Annotated in this window: 21 protein-coding genes; 8 read left to right on the top strand and 13 right to left on the bottom strand. The window is 44.3% G+C overall.

Annotation, left to right across the window (positions count from 1 at the left end):
- Positions 1-74: 74 nt before the first annotated feature.
- Both AAIR98_RS08785 and AAIR98_RS08790 read left to right on the top strand, forming a co-directional pair.
- Positions 75-704, top strand: a complete 630-nt coding sequence (locus AAIR98_RS08785; RefSeq protein ID WP_423971819.1) for a hypothetical protein — start codon at positions 75-77, stop codon at positions 702-704.
- The gene (locus AAIR98_RS08790) at positions 629-2,041 is read left to right on the top strand and encodes a hypothetical protein (RefSeq protein WP_423971820.1); all 1,413 of its coding nucleotides are present in this window, start codon (positions 629-631) and stop codon (positions 2,039-2,041) included. The genes AAIR98_RS08785 and AAIR98_RS08790 overlap by 76 nt, the downstream gene beginning before the upstream one ends.
- A 282-nt stretch (positions 2,042-2,323) precedes the next feature.
- On the opposite strand, the gene AAIR98_RS08795 is transcribed toward AAIR98_RS08790, so the two are convergent.
- On the bottom strand, positions 2,324-2,668 hold the full coding sequence (locus AAIR98_RS08795; RefSeq protein WP_423971821.1) for a hypothetical protein: 345 nt from the start codon (positions 2,666-2,668) through the stop codon (positions 2,324-2,326).
- Between the two features lie 134 nt (positions 2,669-2,802).
- Between AAIR98_RS08795 and AAIR98_RS08800 the strand changes: the two genes are divergently transcribed.
- Complete coding sequence (locus AAIR98_RS08800) at positions 2,803-3,252, top strand: hypothetical protein (RefSeq protein ID WP_423971822.1); 450 nt, start codon at positions 2,803-2,805, stop codon at positions 3,250-3,252.
- A gap of 8 nt (positions 3,253-3,260) precedes the next feature.
- Positions 3,261-3,599, top strand: a complete 339-nt coding sequence (locus AAIR98_RS08805; protein ID WP_423971823.1) for a hypothetical protein — start codon at positions 3,261-3,263, stop codon at positions 3,597-3,599.
- A gap of 62 nt (positions 3,600-3,661) precedes the next feature.
- On the opposite strand, the gene metK is transcribed toward AAIR98_RS08805, so the two are convergent.
- Positions 3,662-4,825: a methionine adenosyltransferase gene (gene metK / locus AAIR98_RS08810; protein ID WP_423971824.1), complete on the bottom strand. Its 1,164-nt coding sequence runs from the start codon at positions 4,823-4,825 to the stop codon at positions 3,662-3,664.
- Between the two features lie 75 nt (positions 4,826-4,900).
- Here metK and AAIR98_RS08815 point away from each other — a divergent pair, with 75 nt between their 5' ends.
- From AAIR98_RS08815 to AAIR98_RS08830, 4 genes are all read left to right on the top strand, one after another.
- The gene (locus AAIR98_RS08815) at positions 4,901-5,668 is read left to right on the top strand and encodes an exodeoxyribonuclease III (RefSeq protein WP_423971825.1); all 768 of its coding nucleotides are present in this window, start codon (positions 4,901-4,903) and stop codon (positions 5,666-5,668) included.
- Between the two features lie 6 nt (positions 5,669-5,674).
- Positions 5,675-6,424 carry a glycosyltransferase family 2 protein gene (locus AAIR98_RS08820; RefSeq protein WP_423971826.1) on the top strand — a complete coding sequence of 250 codons (750 nt, stop codon included), beginning with the start codon at positions 5,675-5,677 and terminating at the stop codon, positions 6,422-6,424.
- Positions 6,414-7,193 (top strand): polysaccharide deacetylase family protein, encoded by a 780-nt coding sequence (locus tag AAIR98_RS08825; protein ID WP_423971827.1) that lies wholly within the window; start codon positions 6,414-6,416, stop codon positions 7,191-7,193. Before AAIR98_RS08820 ends, AAIR98_RS08825 begins: the two co-directional genes overlap by 11 nt.
- 133 nt (positions 7,194-7,326) lie before the next feature.
- Positions 7,327-8,796 (top strand): hypothetical protein, encoded by a 1,470-nt coding sequence (locus tag AAIR98_RS08830; protein ID WP_423971828.1) that lies wholly within the window; start codon positions 7,327-7,329, stop codon positions 8,794-8,796.
- An 87-nt stretch (positions 8,797-8,883) separates the two neighbouring features.
- On the opposite strand, the gene AAIR98_RS08835 is transcribed toward AAIR98_RS08830, so the two are convergent.
- From AAIR98_RS08835 to mnmE, 11 genes are all read right to left on the bottom strand, one after another.
- Complete coding sequence (locus tag AAIR98_RS08835; RefSeq protein ID WP_423971829.1) at positions 8,884-9,969, bottom strand: UDP-N-acetylglucosamine--N-acetylmuramyl-(pentapeptide) pyrophosphoryl-undecaprenol N-acetylglucosamine transferase; 1,086 nt, start codon at positions 9,967-9,969, stop codon at positions 8,884-8,886.
- 43 nt (positions 9,970-10,012) lie between these two features.
- Complete coding sequence (gene ftsW / locus AAIR98_RS08840; RefSeq protein WP_423971830.1) at positions 10,013-11,158, bottom strand: putative lipid II flippase FtsW; 1,146 nt, start codon at positions 11,156-11,158, stop codon at positions 10,013-10,015.
- Positions 11,158-12,243 (bottom strand): phospho-N-acetylmuramoyl-pentapeptide-transferase, encoded by a 1,086-nt coding sequence (gene mraY / locus AAIR98_RS08845; RefSeq protein WP_423971831.1) that lies wholly within the window; start codon positions 12,241-12,243, stop codon positions 11,158-11,160. The genes ftsW and mraY overlap by 1 nt, the downstream gene beginning before the upstream one ends.
- Positions 12,244-12,259: 16 nt before the next feature.
- Entirely contained in the window at positions 12,260-13,618 is a 1,359-nt protein-coding gene (locus tag AAIR98_RS08850) for a UDP-N-acetylmuramoyl-tripeptide--D-alanyl-D-alanine ligase (RefSeq protein ID WP_423971832.1), read from the bottom strand.
- 12 nt (positions 13,619-13,630) lie between these two features.
- Entirely contained in the window at positions 13,631-15,316 is a 1,686-nt protein-coding gene (locus tag AAIR98_RS08855) for a peptidoglycan D,D-transpeptidase FtsI family protein (protein ID WP_423971833.1), read from the bottom strand.
- The gene (locus tag AAIR98_RS08860; RefSeq protein WP_423971834.1) at positions 15,316-15,567 is read right to left on the bottom strand and encodes an FtsB/FtsL family cell division protein; all 252 of its coding nucleotides are present in this window, start codon (positions 15,565-15,567) and stop codon (positions 15,316-15,318) included. Before AAIR98_RS08860 ends, AAIR98_RS08855 begins: the two co-directional genes overlap by 1 nt.
- Entirely contained in the window at positions 15,567-16,448 is an 882-nt protein-coding gene (rsmH, locus tag AAIR98_RS08865) for a 16S rRNA (cytosine(1402)-N(4))-methyltransferase RsmH (RefSeq protein WP_423971835.1), read from the bottom strand. Before rsmH ends, AAIR98_RS08860 begins: the two co-directional genes overlap by 1 nt.
- Complete coding sequence (locus AAIR98_RS08870; RefSeq protein ID WP_423971836.1) at positions 16,441-17,634, bottom strand: peptidase MA family metallohydrolase; 1,194 nt, start codon at positions 17,632-17,634, stop codon at positions 16,441-16,443. The genes rsmH and AAIR98_RS08870 overlap by 8 nt, the downstream gene beginning before the upstream one ends.
- Positions 17,621-18,229, bottom strand: a complete 609-nt coding sequence (gene rsmG / locus AAIR98_RS08875; protein ID WP_423971837.1) for a 16S rRNA (guanine(527)-N(7))-methyltransferase RsmG — start codon at positions 18,227-18,229, stop codon at positions 17,621-17,623. Before rsmG ends, AAIR98_RS08870 begins: the two co-directional genes overlap by 14 nt.
- Positions 18,213-19,985, bottom strand: coding sequence for a tRNA uridine-5-carboxymethylaminomethyl(34) synthesis enzyme MnmG (mnmG, locus tag AAIR98_RS08880; RefSeq protein WP_423971838.1), 1,773 nt, complete (start codon positions 19,983-19,985; stop codon positions 18,213-18,215). The genes rsmG and mnmG overlap by 17 nt, the downstream gene beginning before the upstream one ends.
- A gap of 176 nt (positions 19,986-20,161) precedes the next feature.
- The gene (gene mnmE / locus AAIR98_RS08885; protein WP_423971839.1) at positions 20,162-21,511 is read right to left on the bottom strand and encodes a tRNA uridine-5-carboxymethylaminomethyl(34) synthesis GTPase MnmE; all 1,350 of its coding nucleotides are present in this window, start codon (positions 21,509-21,511) and stop codon (positions 20,162-20,164) included.
- Between the last annotated feature and the right edge of the window lie 299 nt (positions 21,512-21,810).

The following is a 21,810-nucleotide window of genomic DNA, read 5'->3' on the forward strand; positions in this document are numbered from 1 at the left end:
ACGGTTTGATATTTACGGAAAATTTGCTATCCTATTTTGTATATACAAACTAAATTTAAAAAAGGGAAAAAACTATGAGATATTGGGTTTATATAAATGATAAAGTTATGGGGCCGTATGAGGAAAGCCAAATTCCGCAATTGGACGGCTTTACTCCGGACACTTTAATCTGTTCCGAGGTGATAGAAGAAGGCGCGTCACAGGAATGGGTTAAAGCAAGCTCAGTTATCCATATTCCCGACGCTACCACAGACGCCGTATCTGAAAGACACCTTGATACAGGCACCGGCACAGCCACTTATATAGCGGCGAGCGACGTTTCCAAACGTCCCGCGCAAACAACAACGGTAGACGCTTCACAAGCCGCGGTTAACGCAGCGTTGCTTGAGCAGATTGCCGCGCTCAGCAAACAAATTGAAAGACTTAATAATGAAGTGCAAAACCTTTCCGAAAGAACATCTTACGCCGCACCTTTACCGTTACAAAACGCCGGCCATGAAGAAGACCCCTTTGAAAAAGCTATTACAGAGCTTGACACCCAAAAACATGGCGACGTAATTATCCCCTCGCAACCGCAGGAAGACAAACCTAAGGTAGAATCCATAGCGGAAGACAATACCCCCCGCAAATGGATATGGCGCCGGTGCTTGATAACGCGGCGGTTAAAGAAGCCGCACAGGAAGAAGTGCAGGCCGCGGAAGTAAAAGCCGAAGAGAATATTGTAGATTCTTTTGGCTCGGCGGATATGCCTGAGCTGGGCAAAGAAATAGAACCTGAAGCCGTAGATATCGTAAACCCGCAGGACGCCATAGCGCCCCTTAACGAAACCCCGGACCTGGCCACTAAAGAGGAACTTAATCTTGAAGAAATTGTGCCAGTACAGGAAGCGGAACCCGACACTTTGCAACCGCACGAAACCCCTGCGCCCTTACCGGACTTTAAACCGGAAGAACCCGTTATAGAACCTATAAAACTTGAGCCTATCGAGCTTGAGGAAATACACGACACTCTTAACCTTACAAAAACATTTACCCAGCCGCCCCAGCACGCGGAAGAAGACTCTGCCGTAGTGGCGTCCGCTTTAGACTCATTATATAAAGCCCCGCTTTTACAGCCGGAACCTAAAAAAGAAGAACCTGTGGTTGAGTTTGAAGATTTAATGGCAGTAAAAGACGGCGCCAAAGATGAAACTGTGCTTCAAACAAAAATGAACACAGTGCCTGAAATTCAGCTTAACGAGGCCACCTCTCTTATTTCAGACTTCGTGCCGCCAAGCAGCTTAGAAAAAGAAAAGAAAGAAGAAGGTTCTTCAGAATCACAGGACATTATCTCCAGCCTGGAAGACAATGAGGTTGACCTTAACGCGCCTATAGCCACACCTGTTTTAAAACGCGTTAAACCGGCCGACATTAAAACAAACCCGTTAATATCATCCGCCAAACAAGCTGAAATGGCTAATGAAAATACGGAAAGAATTGACGGCATTGACCAGTTTGGCACATTAGAAGAAACCACGCCTAAACCAAGCACCGCCAAAAAAATATTGCCTGCCGTTTTTGGTTTAATATTACTTGCGCTTGCTTACGTAGGGTTGGTTTTCACAAATATATTGCCGGATTCATTTGGCCTGCTTGGCAAAAAGCCCGCGGCCCCGGCGCAACAGCCCATAGTAGACCCTATACCTTATGAGCCCTCCACAACCATGCCTGAAGGCGAGTTTGGTAATACAGAGCAGCTGCCTTTACCCATCACAAGCGTTGACCCTGTTATAGACGAAGTAAAAAGCTATACTTTACCTAACGGCTCTACACTGGAAGCTACAATTAACGCCAAACACCCCACGCTTATACAACAAATAAATTGGTCCTCCAAGCAAGTTGATACTGACGGGTATGACAACTACTCAATATCAGCAAATGTACCGCCAAACCCGGATGTTAAAGATTCTTTGAGGATTATATACCGCTTTAATTATAACCAAACAAGTAAGCAGCTTACACCGCTTACGTCAGACTCTAAAAACATACTTGGCGTACAGTAAAATTTAAAAACAAACTCCCCCGGTAAAACCGGGGGAGTTTTTATTGTCTAAATAATATTTTAAATAAATATTTTTAACATAGTTTGCACAACGAAAGTGTGCCGCACTTCATTTATACATCGTTTTCATTTTTGAGTGGAGTTTAAATTTTCTTTAAGCGACATTCAAGTAGCGTAGCTACGGTGAGCTTCAAAAAATTTAAAATCCGCCAAAAATGGAAACCTGGCGTGCCGTGGAATAAGGAATTATCATACAAAAAGCCCCGCCCAAAGGCGGGGTTGTTTACCCTTTAAGACCCACTGAAGGGCTGGTTGAAATTTTGTGGTACAAAGCCTCGTAACGCGTAATATTATAATGCAAATGGCGGTGAATAGCCTTCAAAAAAACCTCTTTATCTTGCCGTGAAACCGCTGTTTTTATACAAGAAAATATTATTTTGTTATTGGCGCTCTGGCGCATAGGCTGCGCTTCGTTATAAAGGCGTATTTCATCTTTTATATTTACGCAGCATTTAACCGAAAGCGGCGTCAGCCGCCCCATAAAACGGCACCACAGTATGAGTATGCCGCCGTCTTCACCCGCGCAGGATTCGTCTACAAAATCCATTTGGTAAAATTCTTTTTCCAATATTTTTACCGCCCATTAATATAGCTAAAATATATTATAGTTATTTATAACTATAATTCAAGTGGTAATTTTCTTATTTTTATCTATTTAGATGACGGTTATCAAATGTTGTATAATTTTAATATAATAAATATATGAAAAAGCATTTTTATATTATGTTAACTATGCTTACCGCGCTTACGCTTAGCGGGTGCGGGGTGGATGTTGTGCAGCTTTATTTGCTTACGCAAAACCCGCAGGTACAGCAAGCAATGTTGCAGCAGGGGATGAGCGTGCCCACGGCCCAGGTAAAGCATAACGCTAACCAACCTGGTGTAACTTTATTAAAAAGTAAAGACATAAATAAAAGAATGCAAAAGCTCGCAGTTATTAATAACAATAACAAAAAGCTTATAAACAGTATTAAAAACAGATACGGCGCGCAAGCCGCAACCGCGTGCGAAGTAGAGCTTACCAATATGGAACAAGAACTATTGGTGCTTATGCACAACACCGCCGGGGAAGAAGATTTTGTAAAAAAAGCGGATAAAGTAACTGTAAAATATACCGATAAAATAAATAAGATTTTGAAAAACTATAATTAGGAGAGTATATGAAAAAGACAATAGCCTTAGCTTTAACAACAATTTTACTTGCGGCATGCGCGGGGAATCAAAATATTAAAATGCTCAGCAAAAATGCCGTTGGCACCATGACCACGGCGGAAGTAGCTTCTTTTTATAAAGCCAGCAATAAAGACCTTTTAGACACCTTAATCTACGAGAAAGGCGGCAGCAACTATGACAGGCTTACCTCCGTATTTAACAATATGAACACGGAACTTACCAACATGGCCAATAACAAAACCCCTATTTCTAAAGAAGACTATTACACAAAATTAAAAACAGTAGTGGCTAAATATAGAGACCAGGTTAAGTTAGCAACCAAATAGTTTTAAATTTAAACAAACAAAAGCCCCGCTCAAAAAAATGAGCGGGGCTTTTGTTTTCTATTTTAAATTCCCGCGGCCTTCTTTAAGGCGGCGGCTTTATCCGTTTTTTCCCACGGAAACTGCTCTCTGCCAAAGTGGCCGTAAGCGGCGGTCGCTTTATAAATGGGACGCCTGAGTTTAAAGTGCTCTATAATGCCTTTAGGCGTAAGCGGAAAAACTTTTTTAGCTATAGCCGTAAGCCTGCCCTCGTCAATTTTGCCTGTTTCATGCGTGTCCACATAAAAGCCCACAGGCTCTGCCCTGCCTATGGCGTAGGCCACTTGCACGGTGCACTCATGCGCCAGCCCGGCGGCAACAATATTTTTGGCTATATAACGGGCCATATAAGCCGCGCTGCGGTCAACCTTGGTTGGGTCTTTGCCGGAGAACGCCCCCCCGCCGTGCGGGCAGCGGCCGCCGTAGGTGTCTACAATAATTTTGCGCCCGGTCATGCCTGTATCTGACTGCGGGCCGCCTATTACAAACTTACCTGTCGGGTTAATATAAATCTTGGTGTTTTTATCAGCCCATTTTTTTATTATTGGCATAACTACAACATCAATAATTTTCTTTTTGGCGGCTTCGGTCATGTGTTTGCCTGTTTTATCCAGCACGTCAACCGTGTGCTGGGTGGAAACTACAACCGTGTCAATCCTTACAGGTTTGCCGTCAACATATTCAAAGGTAATCTGGCTTTTACAGTCCGGCCCTATAAAGGGCAGCTTGCCGCCGCGCCTGGCAACGGCCAGCGCTTTAACAATTTTATTGGAAAGCACTAAGGTTATGGGCATAAGCTCTTTAGTTTCATTTACCGCGTAACCAACCATAAGCCCCTGGTCACCCGCGCCGCCGTGGTCAACACCTTGGCTGATGTCAGGCGACTGCTTGCCTATAACATTTAAAATAGCGCATGTCTCGTGGTTAAAGCCGTATTTGGCGTCTATATAGCCTATTGTTTTAATTTCTTCTCTGGCTATAGCGTCTGTATCTACCCAGGTGTTGGTGGTTATTTCCCCCCCTACCACTACCAGACCGCGGGTAACATAAGTCTCGCACGCTACGCGCGCGTTTTTATCTTTGGCTAAAATAGCGTCAAGTATAGCGTCTGAAATAGCGTCGCACATCTTATCGGGGTGACCCTCACCAACTGACTCTGACGTAAATAAACATTTGCCTTTTTTAATCATAAAGTACTCCGTTAAATTTTCTATAATTAATTTTAGCATTATTAAAGATTGGTTGTAAGTACCAAAGGGGGAGCTATGACAAAAAAATTTATATCCTGGAACGTTAACGGCCTGCGCGCCGTGGCCAAAAAAGGGTTTGAGGAGTGGTTTAGCAAAGAATCGCCTGATATTTTGGCATTGCAGGAGACCAAGGCCTCCCCGGACCAGTTGCCCCAAACCTTACAGTCCCCAGCCGGCTATCATGCCTATTTCAGCACAGCTGAAAAAAAGGGCTACAGCGGCGTAGCCGTCTATTCCAAAAGTCCCGCGCTTAGCGTGAGTGAGTCTATAGGAGACCCAGCCCTAGACGGTGAGGGCCGCACTCTTGTACTTGAATTTGATTCATATTATTTTATAAACATCTACTACCCCAACGGCGGCCAAGGTGAACACAGAATAGACTATAAACTGCGCTTTTACGACGCTTTTTTAAAGCTTACCCAAAAACTAATGAAGAAAAAAACCGTTGTTGTCTGCGGCGACGTTAATACCGCCCACCAAGAAATTGACCTTGCCCGCCCAAAAGAAAACGAGGGGAACACAGGCTTTTTACCAAAAGAACGCGCGTGGCTGGATAAATTTTTTGACGGCGGACTGACAGATACCTTCCGTATGTTTACCACTGACGGCGGACACTACACCTGGTGGGATTACAAAACTAAAGCGCGTGAGCGCAACGTAGGCTGGCGTATAGACTATTTTATGATAGATACCCTATCCAAAAATAAAGTTAAAAAGTCTTACATAATGTCAGACGTGCAAGGGTCAGACCATTGTCCTATAGCTATAGAAATAAATGTATAATAAATTATGTCAATTTCACTTATAATAATTACCAAAAATGAAGAACATAATATCGCCGCCTGCCTAAAAAGCGTAGAGGGCGTGGCGGACGAGGTTATTCTTGTGGACGGCCAATCCACAGATAATACCGTTAAAATAGCCGAGAGCCTTGGCGCTAAAGTTTTTACCCGTGTGTTTGACTCTTTTACCCTGCAAAAAGGCTTCGCCCTTGCCCAGGCCACAAAAGACTGGGTGCTTAACCTAGACGCTGATGAAAAACTTTCAGAAGAACTTAAAAAAGAGATTTTAGAAACGGTTAAAGACACTGACTGCAACGGTTTTCTTTTACCTTCTAAAAATATTTTCCTTGGCAGGAAAATGAACCACAGCGGCCTTAAAGGCAACTATAAACTGCGCCTGGTGCGCCGCAGCGCAAACGCGCGTTATGAGGGCGGCAAAGTGCATGAAGTACTGACTGCCGACGGCAAAACCGGTAAATTAAAAAATGTTATAGACCATACGCCCTATACAAGCATTTACCAATATTTTGATAAATTTAATAAATACACCTCACTTGGCGCTCAAACAAAATATGACCAGGGCAAAAAATTTAACCCCATACAAATACTGCGCCCGCCTTTTGATTTCTTTAAAATATACATAATCAGGCTGGGGATATTAGACGGCTTTCAAGGTTTTTTGTGGGCGTTCTTTTCCTCTTTATACCCGTTTGTAAAATATGTAAAACTTTGGGAAATAAGAAAAAATGGCAAATAGCGTAATTTTGTTTTTTATTTTAATTACGCTTATGCTGGCCTGCGCGGCAGTCTTTATTTTTACGCTTTGGTACCTTACCGCGCCAAAACTGACATGCCTTATGTACCACCACTTTGGCCCCGTTACAATCACACAGGAAGAACCTTTTTTTATAGATGAAAATTTTTTTGAGACGCAGCTTAAATATATTTTGAGCAAAGGTTACACCCCAATATCTTTTGAGACCGCAGAGCACGCTTTTATAAATAAAACAGCCTTGCCAAAAAAATCAATTTTAATAACCTTTGACGACGGCTGGCAAGACAACTACACACACGCTTACCCGGTACTAAAAAAACTAAATATTAAGGCAAATATTTTTTTAAACACCGCCCAAATAGGCATTAAAGATAGTATGCTTACCTGGGAACAGGCGGCGGAAATGGCGGCGTCTGGTCTGGTAAGCTTTGCCTCGCACGGCATGAACCACCTTAGGCTGCGCTCACTTAGCGACGCGGAAGTTTTATACGAACTTACTGAAAGCAAAAAATTAATAGAAGAGCGCCTTGGCAAACCATGTTTAAGTTTTTGTTACCCATTTGGCTCCGCAGATAAACGCGTACGCTCACTGGTACTTAAGGCCGGTTATATAATGGACTACGGGACAAGGCGCGGCATAAGTTTTTGGCCGTGGAAAGGCAGCGCGCCAATTAAAAGAATACACGTCATGCGCGGCGAAAATTTAAACGCCCTTAATTTACAGCTTGTGTTTGGATGTAAGGGAATTTAGACCTATATCCAAAATTAGGTCTTTTGGCCCTTGAAATAATAATTGAAAATAGTTATATTATATAAAGCAAGACATGCCTAAATAGACAACTAAAGAAATTCTATTTAGGCTTTTTTTATAAAAAGGGGTAGTTGTGAAAAAAATAGTATTAATAATAGTTGTACTTTTTTCGCAGACGGGGTTACTGCTTGCGTCGCCTTACGCTCATTTAGATGATATTGAGCAAAGGGGACCCAAAAAGTTTCTGCTTGAAAAGATACTCAGAGGGGCAAACACTATTACATATTGTATAGCGTTGCCAGAGGGCCCCGCTGAGTTTATTACCGAAGACCAACTTAACGTTCAAATACGCGCCGCTATAAGAGAATGGACTTACGGTATAGCGTTACGCGTTAAAACCGCCGGGCGTGAGAAAGAGTTTGACCACGCCTTAAAGACCTTAGAAAAATCTTTTAAACTTGAACGTTTGCGTTCCTGCAATATGCAGGCTTATCCGGAGTTTGTAAGATTATTTCCTGATTACAAGCACAACACGGCAGAGGCTGATATAAGTTTTATAATATCAGACTCTTTTGCGCCTGAAGGTATGGAGGATGTGTACGGTTCTTTTACGGCCGAACATAACCCTATTATCACCATGACGCGTGCGCACGCCAATATTATGGAGCCTTATTTTTCTGATTTAACCGCGGAAGAAAAAGAGAACGTTAAAGAGGTATCCGCTATTTTCAGAAAAGCGGCGGCAGGCGCAAAATATACAGCACGTGAGCAAAACGCTTTATGGCAGGCTACCGGTTTTAGAGAAACGCTTACAGCGTTTACAGTCTTAGCGCACGAACTTGGCCACGCCTTTACTTTGGCTGACCAGTATACCGATATCAGCATAAAAGAAATAAACTCAGCGTTGATTAAAGAAGACAAACTTATGTACTACGGCCAACCGATTAAAACAGACCTTATGCACGCCTCCGTCACGCCGGGCACAGGACTTATGCAATACATGCGCCACATGAGCTGTGATGAAGTGGACGGCATACTGGCCTATATAGACAAGTTTGATAAAAAATATTTTGGCAGAGACCATTTTTTTAAAAGCTTCTGCCCTCATCAAACATACTATAAAAACGGCATACCTGTGCTGAAACAAGAAACAATCAGAAGTTTAGTGACAGACGGCACCTCCGCCCATATGTACATACTCAGGCCAAGCACATCTGAAAATAAAACCTACAGGCTGGTTACCGCCAGAAAAAATTATAAAATTAACAGCGTTATTCTAAAAGCGCTTCAAAGCGAAGGCGTGGACCTTAGCCAGTTTAATACCGAATCAAACAAAACGCTTGATTACTTCAGCGACGGTATTATGAGTTATACAGACGACTGCCTGGGCACATGGGATGAATATATAAAAATAGGCCAAGTGGCCGGTGTGCTATCTAAGAGATGGAGTATAGACGGCAGGGTAACCTCTTCTGAGTTTAAAATAATCAGCACTGATATTGTAGACCGCCACATCAGAGACTTTGACGTTTATAAAGAAGCTTATATAAAACAGGAAAAAGCCAGGCTTAAGGAAGACCTAAAAAACATGTTGTTTAAATAAAATATCTTTAATATTTTATTTAAAATTATTTCATTCGCTAAGCGAATGCTGTCTTGCAAAAACCCCGACTAGTCGGGGGTTTTATTTTTATAAATTTTCTACGGTGTCGGCTATAATCTGCGCTGATTTTAGCGGGTTCGGCAGTTCCAGCATTTCATAGCCGCGTTCCATAAATTCTAAAATATTTTTATTTTTGGCTACGCCGGCTATATACTCATAAAGCTGGGCGGAAAGGTTTTCGTTTTCCACAAACATCTCGGCACACCCGGCTTTTTTAAGAAGCAGCCCGTTGTAATACTGGTGGTTGCCCGCCGCGTACGGGAAAGGCACTAATACAGCGGGTTTGCGTGTGGCGTAAAGCTCCGCTATCGTGCTGGCGCCGCTGCGGCATACCACAAAATCCGCCGCGCGCATAAGAAAGTATATATCATGGCAATAGGCGAACAAACGTATATTACGCACGCCGCGGTACTCCTGCTTTAAGCGTTCATAACCTTTGTCGCCGCTTATATGCACAAACTGTACGGTATCGTTTTTCTTAACAATTTTTTTAGCCGCTTTGCTTATGGCAATATTTAACTGTTTGCTGCCCTGCGATCCGCCAAACACAAGTATTGTGGCCAAAGCAGGGTTAAGGCCGCGTGAGCGTAAAGTTTCTTCTCTGTTAAAAGGCAGGCCAAATTCCTCCCTTATAGGCGTGCCTACAAGTTTGGTATTTTTAATGTCGTCTGATGTTGGTAAACCTAATAGGAAGAGGTTTGTAAATTTTGCCGATATTTTATTGGCCAAACCTATTTTGGTATTAGAGTCATGCACCGCGCTCTTTATGCCTTTTACGCGCGCCCACACTATTAACGGGAACGATATATACCCGCCCATACCTACACATACATCGGGTTTAAAGTTAACCATAATACGACGTGTCTGCGCGAACGCGACTACAAATTTAAAACCAAACGCTATAAAGCGCAGCGGGTTAATTGACCTGGGTAAACCCGTAAAATTAATTTCTTTATACTTGAGTCCGTTTTTCTCAAGTGTTTTTATGGCAGAGTCTTCTTTTCTTACTATGAATAAAACCTCGTGCCCTCTTTTAATAAGCTCTTTGCCAAGTGAGAACCCCGGGTAAAAATGCCCGCCTGTTCCGCCTGACGCTATTATAAATCTTTTCATTACAAAACCTCTTAGTAGTCTAGACTTTCATTATATAAATATTTTAGCGGTTTTCGCTCTCTACAGCCGCTACGTTTAGTATTATCCCCATCATAGCCAGCGTTACCAGCACAGATGACCCGCCGTACGAAAAGAACGGCAGCGGCAGCCCTTTAGTAGGCAGCAGCCCTGTGGCCACGCCCATATTAAAGAACGCCTGTAATACTATTGTAAGCGTTAACCCCAGCACAAGCATAGTGTTAAACGTTCTCTTACAATTTAGGGCTATTTTAATGCCGCACACAAGCAGCCAGGTAAACATGGCTATTATTATAAGTACGCCAATAAGCCCCACTTCTTCCGCGATAATAGCGAAAATAAAATCTGTATGCGCCGCCGGTAAATACTGCAGTTTCAGTTCAGAATTTCCTAACCCTTTACCAAACCATCCACCCGAACCTATAGCCAAAAATGACTGGTACAACTGGTACCCGGTAGAGTCGGCCGTGGCCTCAGGCGATAAAAAAGAAAAAACTCTTTTTAACCTGTAGGAATAAAACACCAATTGGTATAAAACCACCGGTATAGCGGCCGCCAAAACCAAAAGTAAATGTTTTATTTTGGCCCCCGCCACAAACAGCATTAAAAACACTACGGAAAATAACAGCACAGGCGTACCCAGCTCCGGCGCCAACATCATAAGAAACAGCGTAATACCCGTTATAACCAGCGGCGGTACTATAACGGCGAAAGATTTACTGATACTTACGGAAATATTGTCAAAGTAATACGCCATATAAATTATAAGCGCGGGCTTTGCCAGTTCCGAGGGCTGCAAATTAAAAAAACCAAGGTTTATCCACCTGTGTACGTTAGCTACTTTTGGGGTAAACAACACTATGACAAGCAATATCCACGCGCCGTAAAGCACGTACATAGGGCTGATTTTTTGTTGGATTTTGGTGTAGAACTGGCTGAGTATAAGCGCGCCTATAAGGCCCATAGTATCAAAAATTACCTGGCGTTTAAAAAGAGACCCTGACTCAAACGCGCTGGAAGAATATGTAAAAATAAGACCAAACAACATTAGCGCAAGCATGATAAACAAAAGCTTTTTGTCAGGCATGAGAAAGGGCGACTGCGCCCGCTTAGGTTCCACGCGCTTTTTGGCTATTACAGGTTTTTTTAGGTACAAATTATTATTTCTCATTATCTTATTTTAAGTGAAGCTAAGGCCAAAAGTGTAAGCACTATTCCTATTATCCAAAAACGTACAGTTACTTTAGGTTCCGGCCAGCCTTTTAATTCAAAGTGATGGTGCAGCGGCGCCATTTTAAAAAGGCGTTTGCCCTTTGTCGCGCGGAAGTATCCCATTTGCAGCATAACAGACAGCGTCTCCATCACAAATATACCGCCGGCTATAGGCAGCAGCAGTTCCTGCTTTACGCAAAGCGCGCTTACGCCTAAAACACCGCCTAAAAATAGTGAGCTTGTATCCCCCATAAAAACCTGCGCGGGGTACGTGTTAAACCACAAAAATCCCAAACATGCCCCCACAATAGCGCATAAAAATACTGTTATTTCCCCCGCGCCCGGCACGTAAATAATTTTAAGGTAATCGGCAAAGTTTATATTACCGGCCAGGTACGCAAATATTGCGTAAGTACCCGCGCACAACACCATTGAGCCGGCAGCCAACCCGTCCAGACCGTCAGTAAGGTTTGTGGCGTTGGAGGACCCTACAATTAACAACATCGCAAATATCAAATAAAACGCGCCTAAGTTAATAAAAAGTTTGTTAAAAAACGGCACGCTGATTTCAAAGGCGTGCTGCGCCGAGGGCGGGTACATAGTAAGGTAAAACACCACCACAAAAGACGTTAAAATCTGTATGCTGAACTTAACCCAAGACGGCATGCCCTCGGGGTTCTTTTTAACAAGCTTGGTATAGTCGTCTAAAATGCCCGCCGCGCTAAGCATAACTGATGTAAATAAAAGTATCCATGTATAAGCGCTGTCCAGACGGGCCCATAAAAGTACGCTTACAATTAACGCTATTATTATAAGTATGCCGCCCATAGTCGGCGTACCGTGCTTGCTAAGGTGCGACGCCGGGCCACAGTCACGCTGCAACTGCTGTATTTTATAACTTGAAAGTTTGCGTATAACGGCTGGGCCTATTACCAATATTATAAGCAGCGCGGTAATAATAGCGCCGCCCGCCCTAAAAGTGATGTAACTAAATACGTTAAAAAAGCTTATATCGTGTTTTAAAAAAGACAAATAGTAAAGCATTTAAGGCTCCTTAGGGTTATTTAACAATTTCATTAAAAATATTTTCGTAATTCATTGAGCGGGACGCTTTTATAAGGCAAGTGCCTTTAACAGTTTTCAACAGTTTTTTAAGGTCTTTAATCCAGCCTTTATATTCTAAAGAATATTTTACCTTTATATTAGCGTTTTTTGCTTGTAAAGCTTTACTGGCGGCCTCCATTTCCGGGCCGGAAAGGAAAGCATAGTCAATATGGCTGCCCGTAAGCGCCTTGGCCAGCTGGCCGTGGTAACGCTTGGACGCTTTGCCAAGTTCTTTCATATCACCCAGCACGGCAATTTTGGGGCCTTTGTGTTCTTTGCCCAACAATGTTATGGCGTTTTTCATGGAAGCGGGGTTGGCGTTGTAACAGTCTAAAATAAAGTTGACGCCGTTCTTTTCCACATGCTGCATACGCATGGGCATAGGCTCGTAATTCATAAGACCGCGCTCTATATTGTCTTTGTACAGCCCCAGTGCAATGGCCCCGGCAGCGGCGGCGGCGGCGTTAAGTTTATTGTGTTTTTCTAAATTTAAATCGAATGAAAATGTTTCACCTTTGTAGGTAAATTCAAAATTCTTTTTATTTTTTATCAAAATATCCGCGCCGCTTTTAAAACCGAATGTTATCGTTTTGCCTTTGTAGTCTGTTTTTAGCTTCCTGAGCATAAGATCGTCAGAGTTATACACCAAAATACCGCCGTGGTTCAGGCCTTGTATAATTTCCGTCTTAGTTTCGTAAACCGTGTTTATATCTTTAAAAAATTCCAGGTGGGCGGCGGCGATATTTGTGATAATACCCACGTCAGGCATAGCGGGTGTTACAATCTCAAGTATGTCGCCCTTTTTAGACGCGCCCAGCTCAAACACGCCGTATTTATCTTTAGCGTCAATTTCTAAAAGTGAAAATGGCAAACCAAATTGGTTGTTAAGGTTGCCCATATTGGCACGTGTGACGCCAGCTGTTTTACATATGGAAAGCAACATTTGTTTAGTGGTGCTTTTACCGTTGGAACCTGTTATGGCGGCCAAACGTAAATCAAACTGCTTTCTATGATACCCCGCAAGCGTTTGTAAGGCAAGCAAAGTGTCTTCCACTTCAATAAAAGCCGCTTTTTTAAGTTTAAGGCCCTTGCTTGCGCCGTGGCGGGCCACTACTAAAGTTATGCCTTTATCAATAGCGTTTTGTATAAAATCGTGCCCGTCAAAACTTACGCCTTTAAGCGCCCAGAAAATGTCGCCTTTTTTAAGCACGCGGGTATCAGTAACAAAGCTGTCAAATTTAAGCGCCGGGTCGCCCTGCACTATAATGCCCTGAGTAATTTTGCTAAATTTTTCTAATGTCAAATTAAGATGCATAAAATAAACTCCTTAAATCTTGTGTACATCATCTGGCTCTACCGCGTATATGGAAAGCAGTTTTGACGCTATTTCCGCAAACGCCGGCGCCGCGCTTTGTCCGCCGAATATCGGCTTAGCCGGCTGGTCCAGCACAAAAAGTATTGTAAACACAGGCCTGCTTGCCGGTACAAAACCGCAGAAAGACACTATATGGCTGCCCTTGGCGTAACCGCCGTGCTCGTCTAACTTCTCGGCCGTGCCTGTCTTGCCCGCCACGCTAAAGCCATCTATCTGCGCCCTTTTAGCGGTGCCTTTGGTAACTACGTTTCTTAAAACCATGTTCATGTCTTTAGTTGTCTCGGGCTTTAAAACTTTTCTTATTTTATTAGGTTTAGCTTTATAAACAACTTTACCGTTTTGCGCCGTAATGCGGCTGATAATATGCGGCTGCATAAGGTGCCCGCCGTTGGCAATAGCGCTGTAGGCGGAAATCAGCTGTATGCCGGTAAGTGAAACGCCATACCCGTAACCCGCGCTGGCGGTGTCAACTTTAGTCCATTTATTAAACGGGCGCACATTACCCCTGGCCTCGCCCTGAAAGCCGATATCTGTCTTAGTGCCAAAGCCAAATGACTTTATGTAATAGAAAAAGTCTTTCGCGCCCAAATCAACAGCCAGCCTGGCAGTGCCTCTGTTAGAAGATACTTCCATAATTTCACTAAGCCCCAGCTGCTTGCCCTGCGCTACTCTGGCGTCGCGCACGTAAAAACCGGGGGTAACCATCCATCTGGCGTCTTCCTCAAAATTATATTTATCTTTTATATTAGCTATGCCGGAATCTAACGCGGCGGCCGCAGTAACGGCTTTAAAGGTGGAGCCTGGCTCGTACGTAAACTGAAAGGGCATTGACTGCCCGTCTTTAACCGGGTAAGAGGCGGCGGCTATAATATTGCCTGTGTTAGGGTCCTGCACTATGGCCATGCCGCGCTGGGCGTCGTTTGCTATTACGTATTTTTTTAAAATATCTTCCACATAATACTGCGCCAGGCTGTCTATGGTTAAGTATACGTCAGAAATTTTTTCTTCTTCCTTCATGGCGCGTTCGTAGATAATCTGCCCTCTGCGCGCGCGCATAGCGCGCTTACTGCCTATATCTTGGCTAAGCTCTTTATTAAACAACTGCTCTATGCCGGAAAGGCCTAAGTTTTTTGAATTGGCCGCGCCTATAAGGTCTATAGCCATTTGGTCATAGGGGTGTATGCGTTCGTACTCGGGGCTTAACTCAATCCCCGCCAGTTTATGTTTTTTAATTTCTTCTAAAAGTTTGGAGTATACTTCAGGCTTAATCTTTTTTTGTACGTAGAAAAAGTTGTCTTTTGTTTTCCACTTATTTAATATTTCCGCCTTGGGAATGCCGAGCGTTGCCGATAGTACGGCCACGGCTTTGTCTTTATCGTTAACATATTTTTTAAGCACGGCGCAGGAGTGTGTACGCAAGCTTTCCGCCATAATACTGCCGTTTACGTCTAAGATGTTGCCTCTTATGCGGTCTTCCGCCAGGTAAGCGTAAATAGAACGTTCTGTGCGCGCGCTAAATTCCTCATGCTTAAATGTCTGCAAATAAACCAGCCTGACAGAAATAAACACCACGGGCAGCAAACATAACAGCCCGCATATTTTTAACCTGGTTTTAGTATTGTAATTAAAATTGTCCACTATTTAACCACCACAACGTTTTTTAAAGGGGTAAGGCGCATGTCCAGCTTTTCCTCGGCGTTTTTATTAATAATGGCGGGCGAGTTAAGCGCATTTATTTGAAAGCGCAAATACTGGTTGCGTGATTCTTTTAAAGAAACCGCACTTTCTATTTTGGCTACTTCTATGCCTATCCTGCGCTCCTCAACACGCTGGAACGCCAGTATCAGGCAAAACACCGCCGTTACAAAAAGCCAAAAAAATGTTTTCATTAAAGTTTCTCTACTATACGCAGTTTGGCGCTTCTGCTTCTGGGGTTGTTTTTTATCTCGTCCCAGGTGGGCTCTATTACTTTTTTATTAACCAGTTTTATGCTGCCCTCAGCCGCCAAAGATTTAAAAATATTTTTTACTATTCTGTCTTCTAAAGAATGAAATGTTATCACCGCCGCTCTACCGCCATTTACAAGGCAGCCAGGCAGCATTTTGGCCCCGCGCTCCACTGTGCCCAGCTCGTCATTTACTTCTATTCTTAAGGCTTGAAATATTTTTGTGGCCGGGTGCGTTTTGCCGCGCCTTGGCGACACAGACTCTACCACCTTTGCCAGCTGGGCGGTTGTGGCGATTTCGCCGTTTCTTCTGGCTCTAAAAATTTCCACCGCTATTCTGGCGGCCAGCGGTTCCTCGCCGTAACCCGCAAATATTTTTTCTAACTCTTCTACCGGGTACGTATTAACCACTTCTTTAGCGGTTAACTGTGCCAGCGGATTAAAACGCATATCAAGCGGGCCGTCAGCCATAAAGCTGAACCCGCGCCCGCCGTCGTCCAATTGATATGAACTTAACCCTAAATCTAAAAGTATGCCGTCAGCGCCGGATATGCCAAGACTGTTCATTACTTCACGCATGTCCTCATAACTTTTATTAAAAGCTTGCAGCCTGCCGTCCGCTACACGCTCCGTAGCCATTTTTATGGCCGCGGCGTCTTTATCAAAACCTAAAATTTTAGCGCCGGGGCCAAGACGCTGTAAAAAATATTTTGCGTGCCCGCCAAGGCCCAGCGTACCGTCCACGTAAACACCGTCAGGTTTGGTAAGCAGATGCTCGACTATTTCAGCCGCCATTACGGGGATATGTGTCCAATTATCAGCCATTTATACCCCTTTGCGGTCTTGCGGGGGCGCCGCGTGTTTGTGGCGGCACGCCAAAATCAGCCGTTTGTTCTGTTTTTTGCAAATCATGCAGCCACACGTTTTCTAATACCGAGAACCTGGTAAACGGCAGCCCGTAAGCGCGGTATAAAGCCTGATATTCTGGCATATCACTTTTAATATTAACGCAAAATTTATAAAAGTCGTCACGTGTTCTCATATTCATCATGTATTTAACAATACTGTAGGATTGCGAGTACCACATTTCAGCCTGCTCGCTTGTAAAATTCTCAAGTGAGGTAATTTTTACAAAATCCTCAAACGCCATGTACTGGCCCTTTTTAAATTTAGCCACAGACCTTTTAACCCACTCAGGTTCCCCGTGCGCGGTGTGCGACTGCATATAAACGGCCATGCCCTCAGACAGCCACAGCGGCGCCTGGCCCGGCAAGAAAAACCCGTCAAAATATAAATGCGTAAGCTCGTGCACTGAAAGCGGGTAAAAGCCGTCGTTTTCAACTACATAAAGAGTGTCGCGCTCAATATCAGCCGCCGCGCCGGACCATGGCGGGCGCTGCGTAAAACTGCTGTAACTTTCCTGGTTACTAAACATCATTAAAAGTATTTTGCTGGGTTTTACCACCATGGTAAAAGGCAAAAGGTCCAGCATAAGATTGCCATGTATTTTATTTAACAGCGCGGCCATTTTGGGTGACAGTTCTTTCTTCTCACGGTACACCATAAAATTGTACGTTTCTTTAGTGGTAAAGCCCGATGGCGGGCCTATCCACTTAATTTTATTGGTAAACTTTTTCTGCTCAAACACAGGCGGCACACCGCTAGTGCTAAACTCAGGGTTTTTAGCCAGCGAGGCGTACTTTTCCAGCCCCGTTATACGGTCTTTAATATCAGTAGTTTGGGCTGTGTACTCTTCAGGCGTAAGGCTTATTTTAGTATGCGGCAGCGCTTCTTGTATAGATTCTTCGGCCGCGCTCTTGGCTATGCCAAAAACCTGGTGTACGGTGTCATGGTCAATGACCTCGGGTTCTTTCTCGGGCTCCGGCGGCAGCATGAGCACGCGCCTTACGGCTACGTTTAAAGGTATATCAAAATAATGCAGCACCGGCGGCACTATAAGCAGTGCCGCTAAAAACCAAAAGATTATTTGCAGTTTTTTAACGATGTCCATGTATCACAATTAAACTTCTTTCTCTTTGGTCCGCCGGCAATGTATATTTTACAGCTTTGCCGCCGTAACCCTCGCCCGCTTCAGCGTCAGACTGAAAGGGTATAAAATAGCCGTCTTCCTTAACATAACCCAGGCAAATGTCTAAAATATCTTCCAACTTGCCCATAGCGCGCTCAAGCACAAAGTCATACTTTTCATGTTCGCCTTGTCCAGCGCGTATATTTAAAATAGTAACATTTTTAATGCCAAGTTTTAATACAACCCACTGCATAAATTTGCAACGCTTTTCCAGGCTTTCCACAAGCGTAACTTGCGCGTTTGGTAAAGCCACGGCAACGCTTATACCTATAAAGCCCGCACCGCTGCCAAGGTCCGCTATGGTTTTGGCTTCCCCGCCCATAGATTTTATAAGGGCGGCGGCCTGCAAGCCGTCGGCAATATGACGGCCCCAAAGCTCGGTTTTGCTATCCACGCTGGTCAGGTTCATGTCGTCTTTTTTTTGCCAGACGGCGTCTACATAGCCCTCAAGAGTGGTCATTTGCTCTGTGGTTAAGTTCAGGTTAAGGAAGTTTATAAAATCATTTATTTTTTGCACTGTTTTCTGTCCTGTATCTTTCTATATGCACGGCTAAAAGCTGTACATCGGCCGGCGTAATGCCCGGTATTCTGGCGGCCTGGCCAAGCGTTTTTGGCATAACTTTTTTAAGCTTTTGGCTGGATTCTATTAAAATGCCTTTTACTGCGGACGGGTCGAAGCCGTCAGGTATAACAATGTTGTCTGCCTGCGCCAGCTTTTCGGCGTCTTTCTTAAAGCGGTCATAATAGCCGCTGTACATTTTGTCAACTTCCGCGGTTCTGCGCGCGCTTGCCGCGCGCCACGGGGCAATATCTAAATCAGGCGTAGCGGCGTTAATATCTTTCTGGAAAACCGCCACCATGCTTTTGTAGTTTTCAAAAGCGGTTTTATAATGCGCCGGCACGCTACCCACTTCCAGCCCAATATCCGTAAGCCTAAGGTCGGCATTGTCTGTACGCAGCATTATGCGGTATTCTGCGCGGCTGGTAAACATGCGGTATGGCTCGTTAACGCCTTTGTTAACAAGGTCGTCAATCATTACGCCTATATAGGCCTGGTCGCGCCTGAGTATAAAAGGCTCCGCCCCGCGTATTTTAAGCACGGCGTTTACGCCGGCCACTAAACCTTGCGCGCCGGCTTCTTCATAACCTGTTGTGCCGTTAATTTGGCCTGCGTGGTAAAGGCCCGGCAGTTTTTTAACTTCCATAGTGGGGTAAAGTTCCATAGGGTCAACAAAATCATATTCTATGGCGTACCCCGGTCGGGTGAGAGAAGCGCGTTCCAGGCCGGGTATAGACAACAGCAATTCACGCTGAACATCCTCAGGCATACTGGTAGACAGGCCTTGTATGTAATATTCTTTTGTATTAAAGCCCTCAGGCTCTAGGAAAATGGGGTGAGACTCGGCCGTGTTAAACTTAACAATTTTGTCTTCCACAGACGGGCAATAGCGGGGCCCCAGCGCCTTAATTTGGCCAGAGTACAAGGCGGAGCGGGACATATTTTCTTCTAAAATTTTATGCGTGGCCGCCGTTGTCCTGGTAATATAACATGACATAAAATGACGTGTGAACGGAACTGTAAAAACTGACATAGACTCAAACGGGTTATCGGACGGCTGCTCTCTAAACGGCGTAAAATCTACATTTTTAGCGTTAATACGCATTGGCGTGCCCGTCTTAAAACGTAATACGTTTAGGCCAAGGCTGTTAAGGCTGGCGGTAAGGTAATTACTGGGCGCGTCGCCGTATCTGCCGCCCTGCATGGTGGTGCCGCCTATATGTATAACCCCGCCTAAAAATGTGCCTGTTGTAAGCACAACAGCTTTGCCGTTATAGGCCGTACCGCGCACCGTGCTTACGCCTTTAAGCACTGCGCCATCAATTAAAAGTTCTTTTACTTCGTCTTGCATTAGTTCTAAATTATCCTGTGATTCTAAAAGTTCTTTGTAGGTAAACTGGTAGATTTTTTTGTCACACTGTACGCGCGGGGAGTGCACCGCCGGGCCTTTACCCGTGTTAAGCATATGGTAATGCAATGCGCTGATATCGGCCACGCGGCCCATAGCGCCGCCAAGCGCGTCAATCTCACGCACAATTTGCCCTTTGGCAAGGCCGCCTATGGACGGGTTGCACGACATTTGCGCTATAGTATCTAAATTTTGCGTGATTAATAAAGTGCGTGCGCCAAGCCGCGCCGAAGCTAACGCGGCCTCACAGCCCGCGTGCCCGCCGCCTACTACTATAACGTCGTAATTTTCTTTATGTGTGTACATTTTTAAATTCTTTCCGCTGTCTTTTTACTATCCGCCAAGCTTTTAGTGTTGCCCATTAACATAAGAGAGTTAGGTTTTGCTGTACGGCGCATGCTTGTGTACATTTTGCGTACTTTCCCCCTCACCCTTGCCCTCTCCCCCGGTGGGGCGAGGGAATAAAAGTTGAAATACAGCTATTACTTGCCTACGCAAAATTTGGAAAAAATTATACCTAAAATATCGTCGGCGTAAACCTCGCCTATGATTTCTTTAAGATGAAATAATGCGCGTCTGATATGCTCGGCCGTAAATTCCATGCCTATGCCGCTGGCAACGGTTTTCAAAGCGTCTTCCATTTCTGTTGCCGTCTTAACCAGCATGTCATACTGCACAGCTGAGGTTATGATATTGGAGTTTAAATCCACATGCCCCATATCAACGGCGTTTACAATTGCTTGTTTAAGTTCTTCTATACCGTCACCGTTTGTGGAGGAAACTTTTACCGTGTCATACTCGCCAAGCAGTTTTGGCTCGTGAAAGGCTATATCTGTTTTATTACAGGCTAAAATTATTTTTTTACCAAGAGTATTAATGCTGTCCCAAAATTTAATTTCATCGGGATTGGTGCGAACGGACGAGTCTATGGTAAAAATAATAATATCCGCTTTTTTAGCCGCCAAGAGGCTGCGCTCCATGCCCTGTTTTTCCGCCGCGTCAAGCGTGTGGGCGCGTATGCCCGCCGTATCGGTTAAAATTATTTTGTGGCCTTTGTAATCAAAAGCGTCCTCAATAGTGTCGCGCGTGGTGCCGCTTACTTCAGACACTATCGCCCTATCGTAGCCCAGTATAGCGTTAAGCAAACTGCTTTTGCCCGCGTTTGGCACGCCAACTATACTTACTTTTATACCGTCTTTTATAAATTTACCGGTGCGGAAGGTATCGATTAAGTCTTTAACGGAAGTTGTAACCTCGCCCAATATACCGTTTACGTAAGCGGGGTCAAGAGGGGTCATTTCTTCGTCCACATCGTCAAGGCGCACTTCTATTTGCGCCAGAAGTTCTGAAAGGGAGTTTTTAATGTTTTTAAATTTTTCTGATAATTTGCCCTCCATGCTGTGCATGGCGGCGCCGTGGGCCATGGCGTTGTCAGCCGCTATTAAATCGCAAAGGCCTTGAGCCTGGGTAATATCCATTTTACCGTTAAGAAACGCCCTCATAGTAAACTCGCCGTTTTTTGCCGGGCGTACGCCAAGGGGCTGTAAAATTTCTAAAAGCCTGCCTTTTATATATGGTGAGCCGTGGCAGGCGATTTCGGCCACGTCCTCACCTGTAAAGCTTTTGGGGCCTTGGAAGAATGTTACAAGCGTTTGGTCCAGCACTGCGCCGCCGTCGTATAGTTTAAGAAGATAAACACGGTTAGGCTCGGGCGCAAAATCCCGCTTGGCCAAAGTTTTCACCGCAGACCACGCCGCAGGGCCGCTAAGGCGGAGCATAGCGACAGCCCCGCCCGCACCTGTTGTAACGGCGCAGACAGTATCATTTTCCATAGGTTTCCAGTGCGTTTTTAACTCTTGGTTCGCTATTGTGGATTTTTAGAAAATTTTAATTTTATTTGCGACGAGAATACTTTATCGTATTTAAGGAGCAAAAAAATTAAAATTTTCAAAAATACACTTAGCCCTTTAGGGTTTGCCTAAAAACATGGCGGTACCTAATGCCAGGACATTTTCCCTACTGGTCTTACGCCATGTTTTTAGGCAAATGAACCAAGAGTTAAAAATGTACTGGGAACCTAAACATATTTTACCATTTTGGGAGGTTAAATATAGAATATTAAAGGATAAAA

It is taken from the genome of Elusimicrobium simillimum (genome assembly GCF_049639735.1).
In the GTDB taxonomy this organism is placed as follows: domain Bacteria; phylum Elusimicrobiota; class Elusimicrobia; order Elusimicrobiales; family Elusimicrobiaceae; genus Elusimicrobium; species Elusimicrobium simillimum.

Coding starts and splice junctions, on each gene's coding strand:
- AAIR98_RS08785 (WP_423971819.1), top strand. CDS start 75: ATGAGATATTGGGTTTATATAAATGATAAAGTTATGGGGCCGTATGAG.
- AAIR98_RS08790 (WP_423971820.1), top strand. CDS start 629: ATGGATATGGCGCCGGTGCTTGATAACGCGGCGGTTAAAGAAGCCGCA.
- AAIR98_RS08800 (WP_423971822.1), top strand. CDS start 2,803: ATGAAAAAGCATTTTTATATTATGTTAACTATGCTTACCGCGCTTACG.
- AAIR98_RS08805 (WP_423971823.1), top strand. CDS start 3,261: ATGAAAAAGACAATAGCCTTAGCTTTAACAACAATTTTACTTGCGGCA.
- metK (WP_423971824.1), bottom strand. CDS start 4,825: ATGATTAAAAAAGGCAAATGTTTATTTACGTCAGAGTCAGTTGGTGAG.
- AAIR98_RS08815 (WP_423971825.1), top strand. CDS start 4,901: ATGACAAAAAAATTTATATCCTGGAACGTTAACGGCCTGCGCGCCGTG.
- AAIR98_RS08820 (WP_423971826.1), top strand. CDS start 5,675: ATGTCAATTTCACTTATAATAATTACCAAAAATGAAGAACATAATATC.
- AAIR98_RS08825 (WP_423971827.1), top strand. CDS start 6,414: ATGGCAAATAGCGTAATTTTGTTTTTTATTTTAATTACGCTTATGCTG.
- AAIR98_RS08835 (WP_423971829.1), bottom strand. CDS start 9,969: ATGAAAAGATTTATAATAGCGTCAGGCGGAACAGGCGGGCATTTTTAC.
- ftsW (WP_423971830.1), bottom strand. CDS start 11,158: ATGAGAAATAATAATTTGTACCTAAAAAAACCTGTAATAGCCAAAAAG.
- mraY (WP_423971831.1), bottom strand. CDS start 12,243: ATGCTTTACTATTTGTCTTTTTTAAAACACGATATAAGCTTTTTTAAC.
- AAIR98_RS08850 (WP_423971832.1), bottom strand. CDS start 13,618: ATGCATCTTAATTTGACATTAGAAAAATTTAGCAAAATTACTCAGGGC.
- AAIR98_RS08860 (WP_423971834.1), bottom strand. CDS start 15,567: ATGAAAACATTTTTTTGGCTTTTTGTAACGGCGGTGTTTTGCCTGATA.
- rsmH (WP_423971835.1), bottom strand. CDS start 16,448: ATGGCTGATAATTGGACACATATCCCCGTAATGGCGGCTGAAATAGTC.
- AAIR98_RS08870 (WP_423971836.1), bottom strand. CDS start 17,634: ATGGACATCGTTAAAAAACTGCAAATAATCTTTTGGTTTTTAGCGGCA.
- mnmG (WP_423971838.1), bottom strand. CDS start 19,985: ATGTACACACATAAAGAAAATTACGACGTTATAGTAGTAGGCGGCGGG.
- mnmE (WP_423971839.1), bottom strand. CDS start 21,511: ATGGAAAATGATACTGTCTGCGCCGTTACAACAGGTGCGGGCGGGGCT.